Annotated in this window: 19 protein-coding genes; 9 read left to right on the top strand and 10 right to left on the bottom strand. The window is 43.1% G+C overall.

What is annotated here, in order from left to right:
• Positions 1 to 42: 42 nt before the first annotated feature.
• The 3 genes from NSQ43_RS02690 to NSQ43_RS02680 form a co-directional block, all read right to left on the bottom strand.
• Positions 43 to 3,177 carry an SNF2 helicase associated domain-containing protein gene (locus tag NSQ43_RS02690; RefSeq protein ID WP_339252784.1) on the bottom strand — a complete coding sequence of 1,045 codons (3,135 nt, stop codon included), beginning with the start codon at positions 3,175 to 3,177 and terminating at the stop codon, positions 43 to 45.
• 258 nt (positions 3,178 to 3,435) lie between these two features.
• Positions 3,436 to 5,067, bottom strand: coding sequence for a hypothetical protein (locus tag NSQ43_RS02685; RefSeq protein ID WP_339252782.1), 1,632 nt, complete (start codon positions 5,065 to 5,067; stop codon positions 3,436 to 3,438).
• On the bottom strand, positions 5,060 to 5,857 hold the full coding sequence (locus NSQ43_RS02680) for an ABC transporter ATP-binding protein (protein ID WP_339252780.1): 798 nt from the start codon (positions 5,855 to 5,857) through the stop codon (positions 5,060 to 5,062). Before NSQ43_RS02680 ends, NSQ43_RS02685 begins: the two co-directional genes overlap by 8 nt.
• Before the next feature lie 382 nt (positions 5,858 to 6,239).
• Here NSQ43_RS02680 and NSQ43_RS02675 point away from each other — a divergent pair, with 382 nt between their 5' ends.
• Both NSQ43_RS02675 and NSQ43_RS02670 read left to right on the top strand, forming a co-directional pair.
• Positions 6,240 to 6,785: an RNA polymerase sigma factor gene (locus NSQ43_RS02675; protein ID WP_339252778.1), complete on the top strand. Its 546-nt coding sequence runs from the start codon at positions 6,240 to 6,242 to the stop codon at positions 6,783 to 6,785.
• Positions 6,775 to 8,409 carry a sigma-E factor regulatory protein RseB domain-containing protein gene (locus NSQ43_RS02670; protein ID WP_339252776.1) on the top strand — a complete coding sequence of 545 codons (1,635 nt, stop codon included), beginning with the start codon at positions 6,775 to 6,777 and terminating at the stop codon, positions 8,407 to 8,409. Before NSQ43_RS02675 ends, NSQ43_RS02670 begins: the two co-directional genes overlap by 11 nt.
• Before the next feature lie 279 nt (positions 8,410 to 8,688).
• Here the strand turns inward: NSQ43_RS02670 and NSQ43_RS02665 are convergent, their stop codons facing one another.
• Genes NSQ43_RS02665 through NSQ43_RS02650 form a run of 4 tightly spaced genes read right to left on the bottom strand, consistent with a single transcriptional unit; the run spans position 8,689 to position 10,443 of the window.
• Positions 8,689 to 8,865, bottom strand: a complete 177-nt coding sequence (locus NSQ43_RS02665) for a hypothetical protein (RefSeq protein WP_283733493.1) — start codon at positions 8,863 to 8,865, stop codon at positions 8,689 to 8,691.
• A gap of 21 nt (positions 8,866 to 8,886) precedes the next feature.
• Complete coding sequence (locus tag NSQ43_RS02660) at positions 8,887 to 9,279, bottom strand: GGDEF domain-containing protein (protein ID WP_339252774.1); 393 nt, start codon at positions 9,277 to 9,279, stop codon at positions 8,887 to 8,889.
• 18 nt (positions 9,280 to 9,297) lie between these two features.
• A complete protein-coding gene (locus NSQ43_RS02655) occupies positions 9,298 to 10,227 on the bottom strand; it encodes a cache domain-containing protein (protein ID WP_339254756.1) in 930 nt (309 codons plus the stop codon).
• A gap of 36 nt (positions 10,228 to 10,263) precedes the next feature.
• The gene (locus tag NSQ43_RS02650; protein WP_339252772.1) at positions 10,264 to 10,443 is read right to left on the bottom strand and encodes a hypothetical protein; all 180 of its coding nucleotides are present in this window, start codon (positions 10,441 to 10,443) and stop codon (positions 10,264 to 10,266) included.
• Positions 10,444 to 10,713: 270 nt separating this feature from the next.
• Between NSQ43_RS02650 and guaC the strand changes: the two genes are divergently transcribed.
• The gene (gene guaC / locus NSQ43_RS02645; RefSeq protein WP_339252771.1) at positions 10,714 to 11,697 is read left to right on the top strand and encodes a GMP reductase; all 984 of its coding nucleotides are present in this window, start codon (positions 10,714 to 10,716) and stop codon (positions 11,695 to 11,697) included.
• Positions 11,698 to 11,871: 174 nt separating this feature from the next.
• Here the strand turns inward: guaC and NSQ43_RS02640 are convergent, their stop codons facing one another.
• Entirely contained in the window at positions 11,872 to 12,588 is a 717-nt protein-coding gene (locus NSQ43_RS02640) for a sulfite exporter TauE/SafE family protein (protein ID WP_339252769.1), read from the bottom strand.
• Between the two features lie 160 nt (positions 12,589 to 12,748).
• Between NSQ43_RS02640 and NSQ43_RS02635 the strand changes: the two genes are divergently transcribed.
• The 3 genes from NSQ43_RS02635 to NSQ43_RS02625 all read left to right on the top strand — a co-directional run bounded on the left by NSQ43_RS02635 (position 12,749) and on the right by NSQ43_RS02625 (position 16,552).
• Positions 12,749 to 14,404, top strand: a complete 1,656-nt coding sequence (locus tag NSQ43_RS02635) for an AarF/ABC1/UbiB kinase family protein (RefSeq protein ID WP_339254754.1) — start codon at positions 12,749 to 12,751, stop codon at positions 14,402 to 14,404.
• A 69-nt stretch (positions 14,405 to 14,473) separates the two neighbouring features.
• Positions 14,474 to 15,997 (top strand): APC family permease, encoded by a 1,524-nt coding sequence (locus NSQ43_RS02630; protein WP_339252767.1) that lies wholly within the window; start codon positions 14,474 to 14,476, stop codon positions 15,995 to 15,997.
• 183 nt (positions 15,998 to 16,180) lie between these two features.
• Entirely contained in the window at positions 16,181 to 16,552 is a 372-nt protein-coding gene (locus tag NSQ43_RS02625; protein WP_339252766.1) for a cytochrome-c oxidase, read from the top strand.
• Between the two features lie 51 nt (positions 16,553 to 16,603).
• Here the strand turns inward: NSQ43_RS02625 and NSQ43_RS02620 are convergent, their stop codons facing one another.
• Positions 16,604 to 17,149, bottom strand: a complete 546-nt coding sequence (locus tag NSQ43_RS02620; protein WP_339252764.1) for a GNAT family protein — start codon at positions 17,147 to 17,149, stop codon at positions 16,604 to 16,606.
• Between the two features lie 178 nt (positions 17,150 to 17,327).
• On the bottom strand, positions 17,328 to 18,212 hold the full coding sequence (locus NSQ43_RS02615; RefSeq protein WP_339252762.1) for a LysR family transcriptional regulator: 885 nt from the start codon (positions 18,210 to 18,212) through the stop codon (positions 17,328 to 17,330).
• A gap of 112 nt (positions 18,213 to 18,324) precedes the next feature.
• Here NSQ43_RS02615 and NSQ43_RS02610 point away from each other — a divergent pair, with 112 nt between their 5' ends.
• From NSQ43_RS02610 to NSQ43_RS02600, 3 genes are all read left to right on the top strand, one after another.
• Entirely contained in the window at positions 18,325 to 19,518 is a 1,194-nt protein-coding gene (locus tag NSQ43_RS02610) for a coenzyme F420-0:L-glutamate ligase (RefSeq protein WP_339252760.1), read from the top strand.
• Positions 19,519 to 19,857: 339 nt separating this feature from the next.
• Positions 19,858 to 20,400, top strand: a complete 543-nt coding sequence (locus NSQ43_RS02605) for a sigma-70 family RNA polymerase sigma factor (RefSeq protein ID WP_339252759.1) — start codon at positions 19,858 to 19,860, stop codon at positions 20,398 to 20,400.
• A complete protein-coding gene (locus NSQ43_RS02600; protein ID WP_339252758.1) occupies positions 20,384 to 21,505 on the top strand; it encodes a DUF4179 domain-containing protein in 1,122 nt (373 codons plus the stop codon). The genes NSQ43_RS02605 and NSQ43_RS02600 overlap by 17 nt, the downstream gene beginning before the upstream one ends.
• Positions 21,506 to 21,507: the final 2 nt, after the last annotated feature.

Genomic DNA, 21,507 nt, shown 5'->3' with positions numbered 1-21,507 from the left:
CTCAACTTCAGTATCATCGTATCCAGCGACACTTAAACAGCATTAAATTTCTAACAAATCCTTTATATCTTCTTCTGTCAATAATGAACCCGTTTCCGCGTCAATGACTTCACCTATTAAATCCCTTTTCCTATCTTGCAACTCGTTCATTTTATCCTCAACCGTTCCGCGTGCAACAAGCTTAATGACGTGGACGGCGTTTTGCTGTCCAATACGGTGCGCGCGGTCCGCTGCCTGCTCCTCAACCGCCGGGTTCCACCATAGGTCGTATAATATGACGGTATCCGCTCCCGTGAGGTTCAATCCCGTCCCGCCTGCTTTCAATGAAATCAAAAACAGGTCACGCTCACCCGCGTTAAATCGGTCGCATAGTTCGAGCCGTTCTTCTGAAGGCGTCGACCCATCCAAATAAAAGAACGGTGTACCTTCCATCGCCAAATCCCTACCGATGATATCAAGCATTTTCGTGAACTGCGAGAAGATTAACACCCGCCTTCCTGCACGCTGAGATTCCCCGATCAATCGCTTCAACTGCTCATATTTCGCCGAGCTTCCTTCATAGCCGTCCACGAATAACCCCGGATGGCAGCAAATTTGACGTAGTCTCGTCAAACCCGCCAAAATCCGAATTTTATTCTTCCGTAATGTATCCTTATCTAAATGCCTTAATGTATCATGACGCAGCTTCGCCAAATAGGCGGCGTATAACTCCTTCTGTTCCGGCAGCAATTCCGAAGACTCGATTGACTCAATCTTCTCCGGCAACTCCTCAAGGACATCCTCTTTCATCCGCCGGAGTAAAAATGGACGGATGCGCCGTGCAACCGACTTCCGTGTAAGCTCGCTGAATTCCCGCAAGCCCATGAACAGTTCGGGAAAAACGACGTGGAAGATCGACCATAATTCCTCCAATGAGTTTTCGATAGGCGTTCCCGTCAATGCAAACCGATGGGTCGCCTGTAACTTTTTCACCGCTCTCGCAGTCTGTGTGAACGGGTTTTTAAACGCTTGCGCTTCGTCAAAAAACACCGTATGGAAATTCTGCTTTTCGTACCAGGCAATATCTCGCCGTATCAATGGATAGGAGGTGATCAGGACATTTTTGTCTGCCGCATCTGCTTGTTTCTCAGCCCTCTCCTTTTTATTCCCATCCAACACGATTGCATCAATCTCTGGTGCAAACTTCTTCAGCTCGCTCAACCAGTTATATGTTAGCGAAGAAGGACAAATGATGAGCACTTGCCGCTTTTCTCTGCGGAGCTTCGGTAATTCGGAAACGATGAACGCAATGCTTTGCAATGTTTTACCGAGCCCCATATCATCCGCCAGCACCCCGCCGACCCCAAATTCAGCAATTGTTTTCATCCATTTAAAACCGTTTTTTTGGTAATCGCGTAATATGTTTTCCATAGACAATGGTATGTCCCACGCGGAATTTTCCGGATGTAGAAGTCGTCCAAGAAACTGACGTGCCGATTCCTCAACAGCAAGCAGTTCATCGTTGCCGACAGAGTCCAAAAATCGAAGCCCCCTAATAATTGGCATATTTAAACCCTTTTCGAGTTCATCCAACTCACCGGGCACTTCATTCATAAACCGGCGAATTTCCTCAAATTCCCTCGTTTCGAGTGAAAGAAGGGCACCGCTTTTCAATCGATAATACTTCCTCTTTTCCTCAAGTGCCTGAAGTATTTCTCGGATCTGCTTGTCTGGGATGCCATCCATGCTGAACTTGAATTCAAGCCAATTCGTTTTTTCCTCAAACGCTTTCACCCGGATACGCGGTTTGGCGCTCCCTCTAAAAATCCGAATCCGGATCGCAGTCGTTGCATAGACACGCACTAATTTCTCAATCCGCGGCAGTACATTGTAAAGGAACTCATACTCCAATTCCTCGTTATGCAATAAATAGCCTTCATCCGTCTGGGCAAATGAACTTTCCTCCATTATCTGTAGGATTTTCTCTTCCTTTTCCAAGTCACGGATTAAAACGGAGTTAGCCGGCAACTCCCGCTCGATTAAGGGGTTGATGACGATATGATCGTATTGGAATTCAAGGCTCGCAAGCAATCTGTTATTCACCCGGTCCAAATACAGTTTTGCATTCAGTGGGGATTTCACAAGTTGGTCCAAAACCGTTTCATCAAGTTGGACTTCCCCGATTCTCCGCAACCCCGGAACTACCTTTTCAATGAAAAAACCAATTTGTTCATTAGATATCGGGAGATGATGCGTGCCCGACGTTTCAACCATCTGTTTCAAATCCGCGAGCCGCTTACAATCCTCACTCGACATTTGGAACAATTGCAAATCACAAAGGACAAGATTATAAGGTTGCAGCATAAGGACATGATCCAACCCGTCAATTTTTAAGAAATGCCCCTTCTCCGGTCTTTTTATGAAATTGAACTTTACTGGTAGGCCCGTTTCCTGGATACGTAAACGTGCTGCAGGCTTGCCGTAGGTTTCCATATAAACTTCCGGTGCTTCATTCAAATCCGAAAGAACCTTTTCCCAAGCGGCAGGGGGGATGACCAATGTTCGCGGAACGCCCCCACGGAAGGTTTGTGCTCCACTGTTAATCTCAATTAGTCTTTGTAAGACAGCATCCGCCTCCCGCTTGAAACAATGAAGGTTAACGTCAAATGTAAAGGCGGAATTCAATGAGCTTGTCCGCCCTTCATTCACATCCTCCAAAAACTGCCGAACGTCCCCCACCAATACGCCTTCTATTTGCAGATCAATGCCTAACACAAAACCTTTATTAGTCGGGACCGGCGATAAAGTGAAGGTTAACTCCAACACTTCCCTATCTTCAAAATGTAGCTGATGCCCACTTGGCCTTGGCTTGCTATCGAAAAGGGAAAGCAGGCCCTCCGTCAATGCCTGTTCGGTCGTCACTTCCATCTGTTCATTCATAGCAATCAAAACCGCCGCCACATGCTGACATTTGTATCTATAAAAAGGCAAAGTCGGACAACTGCATTCCGTCCGAATTTCACCATCACTTTCAATCGTCACATGGAAGTTTTCCTTCCCCTCCACAATCGCTTTGCAATAATTATCATTAAGTTCTTTTAAGATCACTTTCCCTGCACGGTAATACATTTCGCCCCGTTTGAACGAAACGGAGCCACATAAATCCATTATTTTGTTTTGAGTTAAATGAATCCCCATTAGCTCGTCTCCTTCTGGGAACAATTGTTTTCTTATATCTTACCACTATAACAGGGTGGATAAAAAATCATTATCCTCCACTATAAATCGCCTTCGCTAATCCAAAAACGCATAAATTCCACCAAAAGCTCATAAATCCCCGCAATCACGCATAAAACGTCCCAAAAGCTTATAAACTCCGACAATCACGCATAAATCACTCCAAACACGCATAAACACCAAAAAAGGATGCACCTCGATGCGCATCCTTTTTGCGTTCTATCCAATCTCTCCACCCTTTAACGGAAACACCTTACGCCAACCAAAAAACACCGCTATCAACAACAACACGATATACACATAAATCCCGCCAACAACCGCATTCGCGATCAAATGTGCAATGACGAAAATCCCTGCTCCAAGACTGATCAAAAACATCTTCACTGATCCTTCCGCTTGTGCAAATTCAAATGACTCCGTGAACGGAAATTCACCTGCATTCATCCATTTATATGTTAGCAACGAGTGAAGGATTGCCCCTAAAAACACCGCGAACAAGTCCGGTAAAATTCGCGTCGAGAAAATGGCGATGAACGCGATTGACAGCAACAGGAAAACCGGCACATACAATTTCACTAAAAATGCTTTCAACGTCCCGCTATATGCAGCTGCGGGTTGTTGGATCGGCGATGCCCGAAATAACCAACTTCCTTTATAATTATCGGAAAACTGTAGCGTATGGATAATTGTCGGAACCATCATGTTCCCGAAATAGATGAGCAAAAACATGCTACCCGTAGAGATATCTTCAAGCGTTCTCATCTGCAATTCCGTAAAGATGAAAATGAATGGAAAGATGAAGGCGAATCCAAGGGAGGGATACACTCTAAGTTTAAAATTCCGTTCCTGTTTCATCATCAATGATGCATAACGGAAGAACATCCTCTCTTCCCTGTTTCGGCAACAGACCCGACCCCATAATTCCATCAACCGGCCTGACCTTTTCCTACTTTTCGACCCACCCATCAACTTATCCATATTACGTTCAAATGAAGGCATCAGCTTTACGTAAATAAATATTGAAATGATTGGTATGACCAAGGCGAACGTTGATAAAAGAATGAGTGTTGTGGAAAAGTCTTGATTCAACAATAACTCGAAGGCAGCTCCGAACCACACCGGCGGCAAAAACACATGCCACCAGTTGAATGTGTACGCCAATTCCAAGTCAGCAAAATCGAATGCACGGATCAGGACTTGATACCCAATGATAACGCCTACGGACAAAATGATTTGCACATAATTAATGATATCCTTCAGTCTTTCGCCATCGAAAAAGCGCAAGACTAAAAAATACATTAGCGAAGTGAAAACGACTACGAAAAGCATCGTCAATATCAATGCCGTAAGAAAGACAAGCGTGAATACAATTCCATTTTTGAACAGCCCCACAACAAGAGGAATTGCGATGAAAGAACCCGTTATGAAAAACATATAGATCAATATATGGATAATCTTCGCCGTGTTGATCGTCCTACTGCTCACGGGCTTCGTCTGTAGAACCGTTTTATCGCGAATATCGAGCAACACAGTGGAGAAATCGGATACCATCGTTGTTGCCAAGATGAACATCATGATACCGAATACGATACTCATCTGGAAGATGTAATGACCGTCCCCGAAAAGCATAAACGGGATAATCATAAGGCCATACAGCCCGTAGATCCATAAGGACTTCAGGAACTGATTGCCTTCCTTCTTCTTCTGTCCAGTGAAAATCGTCGGTGTACGTCTGCCATCCATCGTCAATTTCATGCGAAGTATCGTTTCCATTGCGTTGTAATCAATTCCCGCCTTCACAAAAATCCATTTTAATTTGGAGAGGAATGTTAGCGTCCGAAACTCATTCATCGGCAGCTCCGCCTTCTACGATCGAGATGAACCGCTCCGCTCTGCTTGCATGATCCGTGAATCCTGTCAGTTGGTTGAAGATGCCCGACAGCGAACCTTCTTCACTTCTCTCCTGTAATTCCTCGAAACTGCCATCCGCAACAACAACTCCATTGACTAACAGAACAATCCGAGTGCTGATTTTCTCAACGATATCCATGATATGTGAGGAATAAAATATTGTTTTCCCTTGCGCAGCCAATTGCGCTAACATTTCCCGAATGACCATCATGCTGTTTGCGTCGAGTCCACTCAATGGTTCATCAAAAAACAATAGATCTGGATTATGGAGCAGGCTCGAAATGATAAGCACTTTCTGCTTCATCCCTTTTGAAAATGAAGAAATTCTCGAGTGCATCACATGACCTAACTCGAATTCCTCTATAAGCTTTTGCGCTTTCTCTTCCGCGAATTTCCGATCAAGTCCATATAACTCCCCGGTAAACGCCAAGTATTCCATCGCCGTAAGATTATCGTACAGCTCCGCCTGCTCCGGCACATAACCAATCCGTTTCTTGTAAGATGGATTCCCCGAAGCGATATTCTGTCCGAATATTTCCACCTGACCTTTATAATCATTTATCAATCCAAGCATAATTTTCACAGTCGTACTTTTTCCGGCACCATTCGGACCAATGTAACCGATGATCTGCCCGCGCTCCACTTCCAAGTTCACACCATTCAATACGGTCTTCGTACCATATCTCATTGTGACGTCACGCAAAGATAACACCTTATTGGATGAATTCATCACAACACCCCCATTTTTACCAGTCTACCATATTTATCCAACACAAACATGAAAATTTCGTCATTTTGAAAGTGTCCCTGTTGAGCCAAAGGTCCCAAAATGACCATATATCCCGGGAAATAACCGATATATATTGGGAAATGATCGATAACTCCTTCGAAATAATCGATAAATGTTGGGAAATGATTGATATACTTCGGGAAATGATCGATAAGTTTTCACGAAGGGAGCGTTCTCAACTTTTTTCCGCTGAATTACAAATGTATGCTTTTAAACTTGTATGATTCGTTTTCTCTTAGCACAATCAATTTAATGTGTAACGATTCAACTACGAAAGTCGTTTAAGTGTATATAGCATCAAGAAAGAGGTGAACGCACACCCATGAAACACGATGAGTTAGGTCCAAGCAAACCATCCATCGAGGAGGTTTGCCGCAAAACTTGGGAGCCTTTATACCGATTCATCTACTACAAAGTGCAAAATCGGGAGGAGGCGCAAGAAATTACACAAGAAACCTATATTAAAGCGATTCCCTATTTTCGAAAGGGACGCATCGATTCCGACAAGTACATGGGTTTCCTAAAGACGGTCGCCCTTAACCTAATTCGTGATTCGTGGCGAAAGGCACAACGACGGGGGACCACCATAGAATTTGAAGCAATTCAACCTTTAGACTCGGCGGTCGATGACGAAACAGGATTGAGCGACCAACGTTTCCTTATCGAAAAAGCCCTTGATCAGTTGAACGAAGAACAAAGGACTGTCATCGATCTACGTATATTGAAAGGCTATACTACTGGGGAAACAGCGAAAATCATGAATAAAACCGAGGGTAATATCCGTGTTATGCAGCATCGTGCATTACAGGCACTTGCGTCGATTATGAAGAGGTTGAATGAGAATGGAGGTACGAGGAATGAAAGATGATGAAAAGAAGTTATCCGAGTTCATTGACCGACTGAATGAAGAAAAGAAGCCGGATGATGTTCACACGGAAAACAAGGAATTGGAGGAACTTTATTCAACCGTTAGGCTTCTCCGAGGACTTAAGGAACCAGAGATGCCCCCGTCTGACTTCGGGGAGAAGTTAGTTAAATCCCTAAGTGGATCAAAGAAAAGAAAATCGAAAAGGCGAAATGTATTTACCGGTTTAGTTGGACTCGCTGCCGCTTGCCTTCTTGTATTTGCCGTTTTAATCCCTTTGACGCGCACTTCAATTGTTTCGGCAATGGAAAAGGCATTCAGCGAAGTGCAGGCGTATCACGGATCGATTGAAGTGCAATCGACAAACGAAGAGGGAGTGACGAATACCCAAGCAAAAATGGAAGTTTGGGCGGATCAAAAAGGGCGTTACTATGTGAAAGGAATCGAAGGCTTCAATAGTGGAGTTGTTACGGTCAATAATGGGGATAAAAAGTGGCAATTGAATACCGTGAGTCAACAAATCCACTTACTTCCCGCTTTCCCGGATACTTACCCTTTCACATTTGAACTTGGCAATGAAATCAATGACATAACTACCGCCCTATCAACTGAAGTCATTGGCGAAGATATGATTGCAGGTAGGTCAGCGACTATCCTTGAAGTGACACCAAAGGGCGGCGAACCCTACAAGGTTTGGATTGATAATGAAATGAATTTGCCGTTAAAAAAACAGACGGCATGGCAAAACGCCTTACAATACACTGTTCAATACTCTGAAATTGAAATGGTTGATGCAATACCAGCGGATGTCCTGTCATTCGTTACTCCCGATGGTTATGAAGTAATTCAAACAAACCCTGAAAAAATCGTGAGTGATCTGCAGGAGGCGGAAGCCATCGCCGGATTCATCCCTTCCCTGCCAAATGTGGAATCCACAGGCTTTTCGTTGGAGCATATTGCAGTTAGTTTGGAAGATAGCAGTGTGAAAAGCTATTACCGCGCTAATGACAATGAAATGATCGTCCTACGTCAAAAGAAAGCCAATGGCCCCTTGAATCCCGATTATAAGGCGATTACTGGAACAATCAATGGACAACAGGCGGAAATACAACAATCCTTACAGGAAAATTCCGGACTTTTAGTTAACGGAGAATCAAAAGCAATCCACTCCGTCCGTTGGCAAGAGGATAGCTATGAGTTCAGTATTGTCGGGAATACCCCCTATAAGGACATTGAATCGTTTGCAAAAGGGTTAACGGGCGGCTCAATTGAAATGCCGGAATCGGATAAAATTGCCGATACGGCACCTGAAATCGATGTTCCGTATGATCTTGGTGTCGTGGAAAATACGCAAAAAAGTGTCGATGCCGGCAATTCACCATGGAATTTGGACCCTGTCTTCGTTGCACAAGTTTTCGCAAGTCTGCAACTTTCACCGGAAGGCATCGTTGGCGATTATCCGATTGCATATGAAGAGTTGAAAGTGCTTAATCAAACAAATTCGGATGCAATTGTTGAAGTGAATAACGACAAATCCTCCATCTCCAAAATCTATTTGAAACGATTGGTTCGCCAAGACAACACGGGAATTTGGACAGTCGTTGGGTATGATTTGAAGAAGAAATGAGAAAAGAGGGCGTCTATAAAGAATAAAAGCAGCTCGAGTACCTGATTTGACACGCGAGTTCTCGATTAGCTCTGAAGAGCTCTCGTTAAGTCACATGAAGTTCTCGTTTAGCCCCGAATAGTTCTCGTTAAGGCACTCGGAGTTCTCATTTAGCCCTGAGGAGTTCTCGTTAAGGCACATATAGTTCTCGTTCTTCGATAATAAGTTCTCCTTTACGCGCTTCGGAGGACGAAAAAAGCTGTCCAGATGATTCCTGGGCAGCTCCTTTTTTTATATTTATCACAACTCCTGATAATCCTTCATGAACCTTCCGCTTTCTTTCACTTCAGCATGATATAACGCCTTCAATGCGAAACTCTTCTCCAGTTCATGCTCTTTCATAATATCTTTTAACCTTTTCGTCAATTCCGCATTGTTTTTCACAAGCAGTTCCATCTTCGACTTCGAATATTGCATGATTTCATCCTCCTTGTGCTTTTATTTGACCAGTGTAGCATATTCAACCGTCCGATTACGTCCGATACGTTTCGCTTCGTATAGACTTTGGTCCGCCAGTTCCAATAATTCCGCGGGATGTTTACCGTCTTCGGGATACATGGCAATCCCGATCGAAATGGTCACGATTTCCCCACAAGGACTGATTGTGCTTTCCATTTTCTTTCTTAAGCGTTCCGCGATGTTGAACGCCATCAACTTATCGGTTTCCGGTAATAGGATAACGAATTCCTCTCCACCAAAGCGGCAGCAAATATCCCCTTCTCTTGTAGTTTCAAGCATTGACTCAGCAAGGTATTTCAATACTTCATCCCCCATTGCATGTCCATATGTATCATTCACACGTTTGAATTTATCAATATCAAATATGAGCATTGCATATGGGGTTCCCTGCTAGGTCCAGTTTTTCAAATGTGCATCCATCGCACGGCGGTTCTTCAGTTGCGTCAGTGGATCGATTGTTGATTCGTGAATAAAGAAGTTCACACGGTCCTGAAAGAAATTCAGGCTATAATTCAATGCTTTCTTCAATTGAATCGCCTCATAATACCAAGTACGCACTTCATTTATCTTCGCTTCCTGGTTTGTTTCCGTACTGGATTCAGCATATGATGCCAACTTCGTAAGTGGATTGGCAATTTGATGAACAATATACAAAATAACAAGCAAAGAAATCATTAAAAAAGGAATCGTCATTTTGGCCATTTGTTTTACCATCGTGATGGAAGGGGCCAAGGTTTCCTTCTTAGATCGTTGAGTAACTACACCCCAATTGGTTATTGGAACCGGTGCATAGCCAGCTAACATTTCGACTTCCTTTGTATTTTCGACTTCCATTGCGCCACTTTTACCAACAAGTAATTGCTCGACAACCGGATTTTCTAAAACAATATCATTTACACGTTCATGATCTTGGTGGTATATGATCCGTCCTTTTCTATCGACGACGTATACATAAGAACCATTCTTATAAAAGTGTTCGCCCAAAACTTCCTGAAGAATATTTTCCTCTTTCAAATAAATCGTTCCGCCGACTAATCCAAGATATCTACCATTCTTGTCCAAAATGGGATGGGAGATGAAAATAATCAGTCGACCAGTAAGTCCGACATACGGTTGCGAAATATAGGCTTCACGCTTTTTTAACGCTTCTTTGCCACCTTCCGAGTCCAACATCATTCCCATTAAATCCAATGTTTGAGGGGAGGTGGCCAAGATGTTCCCTTCCTTATCGACAACTAAAACTGAATTAAATGTATTCGTCTGTTCTTTTAACCGGTTCGCTTCAGGAAGTAGATACTCATCGACATACTCCTCACTAATATATGGAGAAAGATGTTTTGCACTAACCTGTAATGTTTATAAAGTAGATGAAAAAAAGGAATTCGTCGATACCGCCATTTTTTCTGCATAGGCGCGGTTCGTATCCAATGTACTATTAATTAATGATTGCTGTTCAGCACGATACCCCGATATAATGCTTGCCGTCATTGTCAGGATGACCGACAATAATGCAACTAATGTTATTAAATACTTCAAAGATAACCTCATGTACTACCATTACCCCTTCAAAATGTATTATCTCTCCATATATCATATCATCTAAATATCCACTGAACATCCATGTTTACAGGAATAGGAAAATAAATTTAATGGGAGTGGTAACCTATTGCGAAGGGTATTGTTCTTACTTTTATGCTAATACCTATAGGTAAGCGGTTGACGAATGGAATGAAATAATGTAAATTACAAAAGTACGAACGATTTAACAATTAATGATAATAATATTCGTCTTTAGGAGTGTATATAATGGATACAGTGTTTGATTATGAAGATATTCAATTGATTCCTAACAAATGTATAGTAAACAGCCGTTCAGAGTGCGATACTTCGGTCACTTTTGGTAAACATAAATTCTTATTGCCCGTCGTTCCTGCCAATATGCAGACGATCATTGATGAAAAGATTGCGATTCAATTAGCAGAAGGTGGATATTTTTACATCATGCACCGCTTCAATCCGGAAACACGTACGGAGTTCATTAAAGACATGCATGCTCGTGGATTAATTGCCTCTATTAGTGTTGGCGTCAAAGAAGACGAATATGGCTTTGTTGAACAGTTGGCGAAGGATGGACTCGTTCCGGACTATGTGACGATTGATATTGCGCATGGCCATTCGAATGCAGTCATCCGTATGATTCAACATTTGAAAACGTATTTGCCTGAGACATTTGTCATCGCGGGGAATGTCGGTACGCCCGAAGCTGTCCGCGAGCTTGAAAATGCAGGCGCTGACGCTACTAAGGTCGGTATCGGGCCGGGGAAAGTTTGTATCACGAAGATCAAGACCGGATTCGGAACTGGCGGATGGCAATTGGCTGCACTTCGCTGGTGTGCAAAAGCTGCAACAAAGCCGATCATCGCTGACGGTGGAATCCGTACTCACGGTGATATTGCAAAATCCGTACGTTTCGGTGCGTCCATGGTCATGATTGGATCACTTTTCGCGGGTCACGAAGAATCCCCTGGTGAAACAATTGAAGTCGATGGCAAGCTGTACAAGGAATATTTCGGTTCTGCATCGGAATTCCAAAAAGGCGAGAAGAAGAACGTTGAAGGCAAGAAAATGCATGTTGAGTATAGAGGGAAGTTGCAGGATACATTGACAGAAATGCAGCAAGATCTTCAGTCTTCCATTTCGTATGCAGGTGGCAATAAATTGGATGCAATTCGCACGGTGGATTATGTGATTGTGAAGAATTCTATTTTTAATGGAGATAAGGTTTATTGATTAGCGGGAAGGCTGGCCGATGTGCCAGCCTTTTTTTCGTTTATGCGTGATTAAAGGTATTTATGAGTTTGTAGCTGTGATTATGCTTCATTTTACGGATTTATGCGTTTTTCAGGGCAATTATGCTTAATTCCACAGATTTATGCGTTTTACATAAAATCCGATAGCCCTTTTCTACAGTAAGCTATCAATTAACAAATACACACCTGTAAATAATAAAATAATATACATGAATAGTCGAAAACCGGTTTGATTAACCTTTTGAAATAGATACTGTCCCGCAAATAACCCCATCCACACGAGCGGCAACGCAAGTAGACTTGAAATCCATACCGTTATGCTTGTACCCGCAAAAATGACTTGGATGAGTAAACTAATGGAATAGATAAATAAATAATAGACAAGCGTTGTTCCCCGAAGCTTTTCCTTGGAAGTACCCGTACCTGAGAAATAAAGCAGCAACGGCGGTCCGGGCATGCCGATACTTGTCGTCAACGAACCAGAGAGGCCGCCGATGGCAAAATCCCTGTTTGTCGTCTGCTTGATTCTAAATTTCAAGAGCAACAGCATAGTTAAGACAAGGATGACGATTCCTATACCTAACTTCAGCTTTGGAATGTCGACTAACAGGAATATGAGAATGCCAATAGGCAACCCGATAATACTGCCGCCAATAAACCGTTTTATAACCCCTCTATCAATATCCGTCCTCACTTTACGAAACATCGCAAGCGAAATAACGAGTGATAAAAGCAAATTGATCTGAATGGCGTCCCGCGCGTCGAACAGTAACAGAAGAAAAGGTGTCGCGATGATTGAGAAGCCAAAACCGGTTCCTGTCTGGAGAACAGAAGCCAATATTATAATTGTGATGAATAGTATGATATCCAATTGAATCCCTACTTATCATTATAGAGTTATTTTAGTGTACCATTTTTCGGAATCCAACTTCCTCCAAATAAATCCTCCTCCCGCATTCAATGGATAACCTACCAGTCAAACGGGTATATCTGTCATACAGATACAAAAAACTGGAGGAGTTTTTTTGAAAATGAAAATTCGCCATACGAAACGGTTTAAAGAAATCATACATGCATTTTTGCGGAATGGACTTAGTCGTTACCTATTTCGATTAGGCCTTATTAGCCGCCGTGATTCAAAGAATGACACGTCTGATATGAATCTTCAGGAAATAGGTGAGAAACTGCGACAGGCACTACAGGAGTTAGGCCCGACTTTCATCAAACTTGGACAAATTGCAAGTTCAAGACGTGATCTTGTTCCTCCAATGATTGCGTTTGAACTTGAAAAATTGTTAGATCATGTAACGCCTGTACCTTTTGAACAAATTCGTGAAATTGTCCAGTTCGAATTGGATGGACCGCTTGAGGAGTTCTTCAGTGAATTTTCTGAGGAGCCGTTAGCGACCGCTTCAATTGGCCAAGTCCATGTCGCAAGACTGCATTCGGGTGAAACTGTTGCCGTCAAGGTGCAGCGACCCGACATCCGTCCAACAATGGAGACCGACCTTGCCATTTTGAGCGATTTAGCGAAGTTTTTGGAGGAAAAGGCGGATTGGGCAAGGACCTATCGTCTCCGGGATATGTTCGTTGAATTTTCAAGATCACTGCATAATGAACTTGATTACCGCGTAGAAGGACGCAACAGCGAGCGCATCGCGAAACAATTTGAAAATGAGCCAACCGTCGTCATACCTAAAGTTTATTGGGATTTTTCAACGGATAAAGTGTTGACGATGGATAAGATTGAGGGAATTAAAGCGAATGATTTGGACAAGTTAGATGAAGGCGGGTACGATCGCAAATTGGTTGCCCGGAGGATTTTCGATTCGATGCTACACCAAATTTTAGATGATGGGTTTTTCCACGGCGATCCACACCCCGGGAATATATTCATACTACCCGACAATGTAGTATCATTCCTGGATTTCGGGATGGTCGGAAAGCTTGATAATAAACTGAAAGAGCAATTCGCCCCCCTTATCCTTCATATGCGTAATAGAAACACGGAAGGGATGGTCGAACTATTCTACGAAATGGGCTTCATTTCCGATGAAACGGACTTTCGGGCGTTTACAAGAGACTTGGACGATCTGCAAAACAAATATTATGATGTATCGTTGGATGAAATAAGTTTAGGCACTATTTTTCTCGAACTGTTTCAAGTTTCCTACCGCCATAATATCTCGATACCGACGGAAATCGCTGTATTGGGAAAATCCATTCTTACGCTGGAGGGCATTATTTCAAAACTTGACCCTTCCTTAAATATGATGAAAGCTGTTGAACCTTTCGGAAAGAAGTTATTGTGGAAACGGTTTAATCCCAAAAAAATCATCGAAAATTCTTGGGTTGAAATCGTCAGGAATGTCGGCCTGCTATCGCGTCTACCAAAGGAATTGAAGGCCATCACAACGACCATTCGAAAAGGAAAACTCCACCTGGACGTCAACGGCCAACAACTGAAAATGTACTTGGGCAAGCTTGACCAGGTCAGTAATCGCCTGTCATTCAGCATCATACTGCTTTCCCTAAGCATTCTCTTAGCCGGCTTGCTCATCGGTTCCGCCATTGTCGGAAGGACGAGCATCCTTTGGCAATATCCAATTATTGAAGCGGTTTTCATACTATTCCTGCTCATATTTTTCTTCCTGATTTATTTCATTGGTCGATCCAACCGCAAGTGACCCTCTATTTGTTTCATTATTTCAAAATAGGGAAAGTGAAACCTATTAACATAGTAGGGGGAAATAATCATGGAGAGTTCAGAGCCATACAGTAGTAGAAGAAAGTTGAAGAAAACGTTAAAGCCGTCTTGGGTGTTTGCAATTGCACTTGGATCGTCTGTCGGCTGGGGGGCATTTATCCTCCCAGGTGATTGGATTAAAGAATCAGGTCCAATCGGTGCAATGATTGGTCTTTTCCTTGGCGCTTTGCTTATGATGGTCATCGCCTCGAGTTATGGAGTGATGATCAAGAAATTCCCGGTGTCAGGCGGTGGATTTACATACGCATTCATCGCAGCCGGAAAGGTATGGGCCTTCATTTGCGGCTGGTTCCTCGCGCTCGGTTACCTATCAATTGTCGCACTGAACGCCTCGGCATTTACACTATTACTTAAATTTCTTGCACCCGATTTCATGAATCGGTTTTATCTATATACAGTCGCCGGATGGGATGTATATGCGTTAGAGGTCATCATCGCTTCGATACTGATTTTGCTGTTCGCATTTATTAACACGACAGGGACAAGCCTGTCTGGAAAAATCCAGTTCTACTTTAGCCTATTACTGATTGGCGGGGTTGTCGTCCTTGGACTATTCACCTTCGGATTCTCAGATCAGCCATTCCAAAATCTCAAACCTTATTTCAGTGGCAATCAATCAATCATCACTTCAATCCTTGTCATTGTTGCAATCGCTCCATGGGCGTACGTCGGGTTCGATAATGTCCCGCAAGCAGCAGAGGAATTCAAATTTTCACCAAGGAAAGCAACAATGCTCATCGTGGCATCCTTATTCACTTCGGCATTGATTTACGCCACCATGATTGGTTTGACCGCATGGACATTTCCAAGTTTCTCATCAATTGGGCAAGGCAATCTATGGCTCACGGGCGATGTCGTTGTTTCAGCACTTGGAACGGCAGGGTTGGTCATTATGGCAATCGCCATTATTATGGGGATTTTCACAGGGCTGAACGGATTTTACATGTCATCGAGCCGACTTCTGTTTTCGATGGCCCGTGCACGTGCGTTACCAAACGCATTCCGAACGATTACGAAGAAAAAACAGACGCCGATATGGGGCATCTGGTTCGTTGCGCTCATTACATTGCCGATGCCATGGTTCGGCAGACAAGCGCTGTCATGGATTGTCGACATGTCGTCGACCGGAGTTTCCGTAGCCTATCTATTCACTTGCATCGCCGCCTATAAAGTTTTGGCTTGGAAAAAGGAAGATGCCGGAAGGGAAATTGCACCCGTGAAGAAGACATTGGCTTTGACCGGTATAGTCGCAAGCTCGGCATTCCTTGCTCTTCTCCTCATCCCGACTTCCCCGGCCGCATTATCCATGCCTTCCTATATCATGCTTCTCGTTTGGGCAATTGTAGGCGGTGGTTTTTATGCAGCTATGCGAAAGCGTTACAATAGCTTATCGCAAGAGGAAACGGAATTGTACGTACTTGGGAAAACGATCGCTTCGGAAGTAATGGATACTGATGATACATCTGTAAAGAAGAAATTAACTATCGGTATCGATAGTTTGCCTGCAAAATAAAAAAATGCCGCCAGTAAACTTTATTCAGTTTACTGGCGGCATTTTTCATTCATTCCTAAACAGGTTCGTGAAACCGAGCGGAAATTTTTCTTTGAATTCCCCTCCGATTACGCTCATTCCTATGTTAGTGCCCAACATAGAATACCATAGAAAGATTTTAATAGCGGAGGGGGGGTAGAGAAAATGGGGAAAACATTGATGAAGATTTCTGTGGTCTATTTCATGATCGGTATTTCTTTCGGCTTATACATGTCTTTTACACATGTGTTTAACTTGACGTCTGTGCATGTTCACTTGAATTTGGTTGGATGGGTCTCTTTAGCTTTAGCTGGCGTATTTTATCATCTGTATCCCAATTTGGAGCAATCCGGGATGGCGAAAGCGCACTTCTGGCTTCATAATATCGGCTTGCCAATCATGATGATCAGCATCGCAACGGCTATTTTAGGCGGACCGGAAATATTCTTCCTATTCGCAACGTTAGGCGGAGCAATGACTGTTTTAGGTGTACTTTGCTTTGGATTCAACGTACTGACTCGTTTGGGAAAGAACTAATTAATAGATGAACAGGCGAAGGAATGTATACAGCATTCCTTCGCCTGAATCTTACCGTTTATTCCAATCCTCTTTCACCATTCCAAACACAAAATGATCGACAAATTTGTCATACAGCCATTCAGCTTGTTGAAGGCGACCTTCTTGCTGGAAACCAAGCCTGATCGGTATCGCCATGCTTTTTTTATTTCCAGTAGCAGTTCGGATTTCAATTCGATTCAATCCAAGTTCCGTGAAGCAATATTCGATAACCGCCTCGCATGACTGTGTCATCAGCCCATTGCCTTCATGTCCCTTCCCAAGCCAATAGCCGATGGACGTCGATTTGTTTGACCAATTAATGCCATGCAAACCGATGACACCAGCAAGTTCCCCTTTATGCCAGATCCCCGCTTGGAACCCATCGTTGCGGCTGAACTGCTGCATCGTTCCCATGATGAAGCCCCTCGAATCCTCCACCGTCTTCGTGAAATCAATCCACGGAAGCCATTCACGCAAACTATCACGTGATTTGTCAGTAACATTGAATAATTGCTCCGCGTGCCGCACTTCCAATAAGCGTAACTCAATTTCATCGTTAATTTGATATTTAAACATTTTGGTCGTCCCCCTATTTATAATCTCTATTGCAAAAAAGCATAAATCTCGATACACACGCATAAATCCGATTATTTACGCATAATATCGGCTAAAAACGCATAAATCGTAGCAAAAGCTTATAAACGCTACCAAAAACGCATAAACCGAAATAATCGCTCATAACTGGCCAAAACCCTCACTCCCGTACCAATAACTCCAAAAATCTCGTCGAAGCCGGCGAAAGCGGAACACTTTTCAAAGAACAGACCCCGATGCTTCGACGCGGTATCTCCCCCGTCAACTGCACTTCCTGAAGCGCACCACTCTCCAAATAATCCTCTGTAAACTCCCTTGTCACACACGCAATCCCCATATTGATCCGCGCAAATTCAACGACAAGATCATGAGAGCCAAGTTCGAATTCCGGCGAAATCTTCACGCCTTTAGACAAAAGAAAATCTTCGACATACTTTCTTGAATTCGAACTCGGTTCAAGGAATATTAAAGGTAGTTTGGCAAGCTCTTGAAATCCAATCGGCCTCGCCAACAGCTTCCGATATTTATCCCCATAGACGAAAGTATCATGAATATCCATGCAAGGTCTTACGTTTAATGCATCATCGTCTACAGGCAAATTGCATACAACGATATCGACTTCTCCGGACTTCAACAATGAAATAAGTGTATCCGTCGTCCCATTTTCAATTTTTAATTTGAGACTTGGATATCGATTGCGGAAGGCCTCCAGTTGTGGAAGAAGAAAGTATTTGGAAATCGTATCACCGACGCCAATCCGTAGCTCGCCTATCGTGAGATTTTTGAACTCCGCAATCTTTTCTTCCCCAATTTCGATTAAATTGATGGCAGAATTAACATACTCCAACAGAAGGCTTCCTTCGTTTGTTAGTGTGACTCCTTTTGGGGTACGATTAAATAGACGTGTATCCAGCTCCTTCTCCAACTGCATGATGGATTGGCTGATGGCAGGCTGGGTCATGAATAGTTCTTTCGCCGCCCCGGAAAAGCTTTCATTTTTACCGACAACACAAAAAATACGGTATAAGTCCAATTTGCTGACCATATAACCACCCCTTATATCCAGTATTAGATATATTAATTTTACTTATACCACTGATTGGTAGTATCATACAAGTAGATCGTCAGTTAAGTTTTACCGATAAGGAGCGATAACATTGGAAAGAGTAGTTGGAACGGTTGTCAGAGGTCTTCGATGCCCAATCATCAATAAAGGGGACAATATCGAGGAAATCGTTGTAGATAGCGTATTGAAAGCGGCGGAAGTAGAAAAGTTAACGATCAATGATAGAGATATCGTTACAATCACAGAATCCATCGTAGCTCGCGCGCAAGACAATTACGCGACAGTCGATCATATTGCGAAAGATGTTCAATCGAAATTCGGCGACGACACAATCGGCGTCATCTTCCCGATTTTGAGCCGTAATCGTTTCGCCATCTGTCTACGTGGGATCGCGAAAGGTACTGCGAAGAAAATCGTGTTGATGCTCAGCTATCCATCCGATGAAGTCGGCAACCACCTTGTCGATATTGACACACTCGACGAAAAGGGCGTCAACCCATGGACGGATGTTTTAAGCGAAAAAGAATTCCGCGGCCATTTCGGCTACAACAAACATACATTTACAGGTATTGACTATATTGATTATTATAAATCAATCATTGAAGAATACGGCGTTGAATGCGAAGTCATCTTCTCAAATAATGCGAAGACAATTCTTGATTACACGAAAAACGTACTCACTTGTGACATTCACTCACGTTTCAGAACAAAACGCATCTTGAACGCGAACGGCGTTGAAAAGGTATATAGCCTTGACGATATCCTATCTGAATCCGTTGACGGCAGCGGCTATAACGAAGCATATGGACTTTTGGGTTCCAATAAGGCGACAGAAGACAGCGTTAAGCTATTCCCACGCAACTGCCAACCAGTCGTTGATACGATTCAAGTAATGCTTCGTGAGAAAACAGGCAAGACTGTTGAGGTCATGGTATACGGTGATGGAGCATTCAAAGACCCAGTCGGTAAGATTTGGGAACTTGCGGACCCAGTCGTTTCCCCTGCATACACAGCAGGCCTCGACGGCACACCAAATGAAATCAAATTGAAATACCTCGCAGACAACAACTTCGCTGACCTACGCGGCGATGAGTTGAAAAAAGCGATTAATGAATTCATTGAGAATAAAGAGGAAGACCTTGTAGGCGCAATGGAATCACAAGGGACAACCCCCCGTAAACTTACGGATTTGATTGGCTCTTTGTCCGACCTGACATCAGGCAGCGGCGACAAAGGAACTCCAATTGTGTTCATTCAAGGATATTTTGACAACTTTACAAAGTAAGATACAGCCCTTGGTCATTGACTGAGGGCTTTTACGTGTTGTTTTGAGGTGGGCAGTGCAGTGCCGGCGGCGGCGTTTTTGGGATATCGTTCATTTCCCAAGGTTTATCGATTATTTCCCGACGGATATCGATCAATTGCTTAGAGTTATCGGTTATTTCCCGGAAGTTATCGATCATTTCCCGAGATATATGGTCATTTTGGGACTTTGGGTGCATTAGCTTCTTTGCTTCATTTATCAATAGAATGCAAAAAGAAATCAAAACCCCGCGTGAGATTCACTCACTAACTTTCGTTATATAGAGTGTAAAGGCCTTTACCAAAAACAAAGGAGAAAACTATGAGGACACATGAAAACAATTTCATCAAACGTCTGCAGTCCGGGAAGGAAGATGCTTTGGACTATATCGTCGACCGTTATTTACCGCTCATCAAAAGTGTTGTTCGACAAGTTCTTGGACCCGTCCGACAAGAAGAGTTGATCGGTGAATGTGTCAATGATGTTTTCCTTGCGATTTGGCAGAATGCAAAAAAGTTTCGCGGTCGAAACCAGGATGAATTTAAGAACTGGATTTGTGCAGTGGCGAAATACAAAGCTATTGATTATTACCGAAAAGAAGCCAAGAACCTTGAAGCTGCTGCTGAATTTCTGGAAATCCCAGTTGAAGTGCCAACAGATGCAGAAGACAAAGTGAAAGAGTTGCTGAGCGAGCTGGAGCCGATGGACCAGAAGATTTTCATCATGCGGTATTTGCTTGGTTTTTCATCCCAAGAAACTGCGGAAAAGTTAGGATTGAGTATAACGGCAATCGACAACCGGGTGTATAGGGGCAAAAAAAGACTACGGCAAAATGGGAGGTATTTGTATGAAGGACGTATATGATCACTTGAATGATATTGATATGGACGCCAACCAATTTGTAGTAGAGGATGTCAGCGAAGCAGAAAAGACGAAAGTGATGTTGGACCTGAAAAGGAAAATCAGCAGGCCAAAGCCCGTTAGATGGAGGAAAATTGCTGCGGCAGCTACGATTTCAATCGGTTTATCCTCAGCTGCATTGTTCGGATTGTCATTCACTTCATTTGCGCAGGAAATACCGATTATCGGACAAGTTTTCAAATGGTTTAACGACGATGGGTTCTTTGAAAATTATAGTGAGCATGCCAATACGCTCTCGATGACGCAAGAGGACAATGGAATTAGCATTACTTTGAATGAGGCGGTGTTTGATGGGAAAACGCTTTACGTCGCATACGAAATCATATCGGAGATCGATTTAGGTGATGATCCATCACTCAAAGGCATGCCAGCCATTCTCAATAGTGACGGGGGGCATTTGGCAACAGGTAGCCACGACATAAAAAAGGTAGATGACTTCCGTTATGTAGGTGTTTCAACAGCCAAAATGTATCCAGAAAATCGAGTGGAGGAAGGTAGTTTTGAGTTCGACATTACTGGGATTTTTCTCGAAACGTCAAACGTCGATGTAAGTAGGATTATATCCGATCCGACATACAGCATGAAAGAAATCGCAGGAAGTTGGAAATTCCAATTCGATTTGCAGGCGACTGACAATGTAGAGCAATCTGTTGGATTGACCTCTGCGGGGAATGATGTAACTGTATCGATGAATAAAATAGTCTATACCCCAATGTCATTCATCCTCTTCTACGAGGAAATCATAACAGAAGAATTAGATGCAAAATGGGATTTCGTCTCTGTAAGTGTGGACGTTAAGGATGATTTGGGCCATACGTACGCGACTTATGTTAACGGCGGTGAAAGCGACTCAGCCTTACGTCTTTACCATACACATACCTTAGAAAAGCTTGACCCTAAAGCAAAAAGGCTAATTGTCACGCCAACCGTTGTGCTTTCACAAAGGGATGGCACGTATGAAAATGGGGCCTATTACCGTAATGAAAACAGCACCGCACCGATGGAAGAGTTTGAGTTGGATGAAATAGTGATTGAGATAGAAAAGTAGAG

Source organism: Sporosarcina sp. FSL W8-0480, assembly GCF_037963765.1.
In the GTDB taxonomy this organism is placed as follows: Bacteria; Bacillota; Bacilli; order Bacillales_A; family Planococcaceae; genus Sporosarcina.
This window is presented reverse-complemented; position numbering and strand designations above follow the sequence as displayed.

Coding starts and splice junctions, on each gene's coding strand:
- NSQ43_RS02625 (WP_339252766.1), top strand. CDS start 16,181: ATGGGGAAAACATTGATGAAGATTTCTGTGGTCTATTTCATGATCGGT.
- NSQ43_RS02600 (WP_339252758.1), top strand. CDS start 20,384: ATGAAGGACGTATATGATCACTTGAATGATATTGATATGGACGCCAAC.
- NSQ43_RS02660 (WP_339252774.1), bottom strand. CDS start 9,279: ATGCTCATATTTGATATTGATAAATTCAAACGTGTGAATGATACATAT.
- guaC (WP_339252771.1), top strand. CDS start 10,714: ATGGATACAGTGTTTGATTATGAAGATATTCAATTGATTCCTAACAAA.
- NSQ43_RS02675 (WP_339252778.1), top strand. CDS start 6,240: ATGAAACACGATGAGTTAGGTCCAAGCAAACCATCCATCGAGGAGGTT.
- NSQ43_RS02620 (WP_339252764.1), bottom strand. CDS start 17,149: ATGTTTAAATATCAAATTAACGATGAAATTGAGTTACGCTTATTGGAA.
- NSQ43_RS02670 (WP_339252776.1), top strand. CDS start 6,775: ATGAAAGATGATGAAAAGAAGTTATCCGAGTTCATTGACCGACTGAAT.
- NSQ43_RS02615 (WP_339252762.1), bottom strand. CDS start 18,212: ATGGTCAGCAAATTGGACTTATACCGTATTTTTTGTGTTGTCGGTAAA.
- NSQ43_RS02690 (WP_339252784.1), bottom strand. CDS start 3,177: ATGGGGATTCATTTAACTCAAAACAAAATAATGGATTTATGTGGCTCC.
- NSQ43_RS02665 (WP_283733493.1), bottom strand. CDS start 8,865: ATGCAATATTCGAAGTCGAAGATGGAACTGCTTGTGAAAAACAATGCG.
- NSQ43_RS02605 (WP_339252759.1), top strand. CDS start 19,858: ATGAGGACACATGAAAACAATTTCATCAAACGTCTGCAGTCCGGGAAG.
- NSQ43_RS02680 (WP_339252780.1), bottom strand. CDS start 5,857: ATGAATTCATCCAATAAGGTGTTATCTTTGCGTGACGTCACAATGAGA.
- NSQ43_RS02630 (WP_339252767.1), top strand. CDS start 14,474: ATGGAGAGTTCAGAGCCATACAGTAGTAGAAGAAAGTTGAAGAAAACG.
- NSQ43_RS02635 (WP_339254754.1), top strand. CDS start 12,749: ATGAAAATTCGCCATACGAAACGGTTTAAAGAAATCATACATGCATTT.
- NSQ43_RS02685 (WP_339252782.1), bottom strand. CDS start 5,067: ATGAATGAGTTTCGGACGCTAACATTCCTCTCCAAATTAAAATGGATT.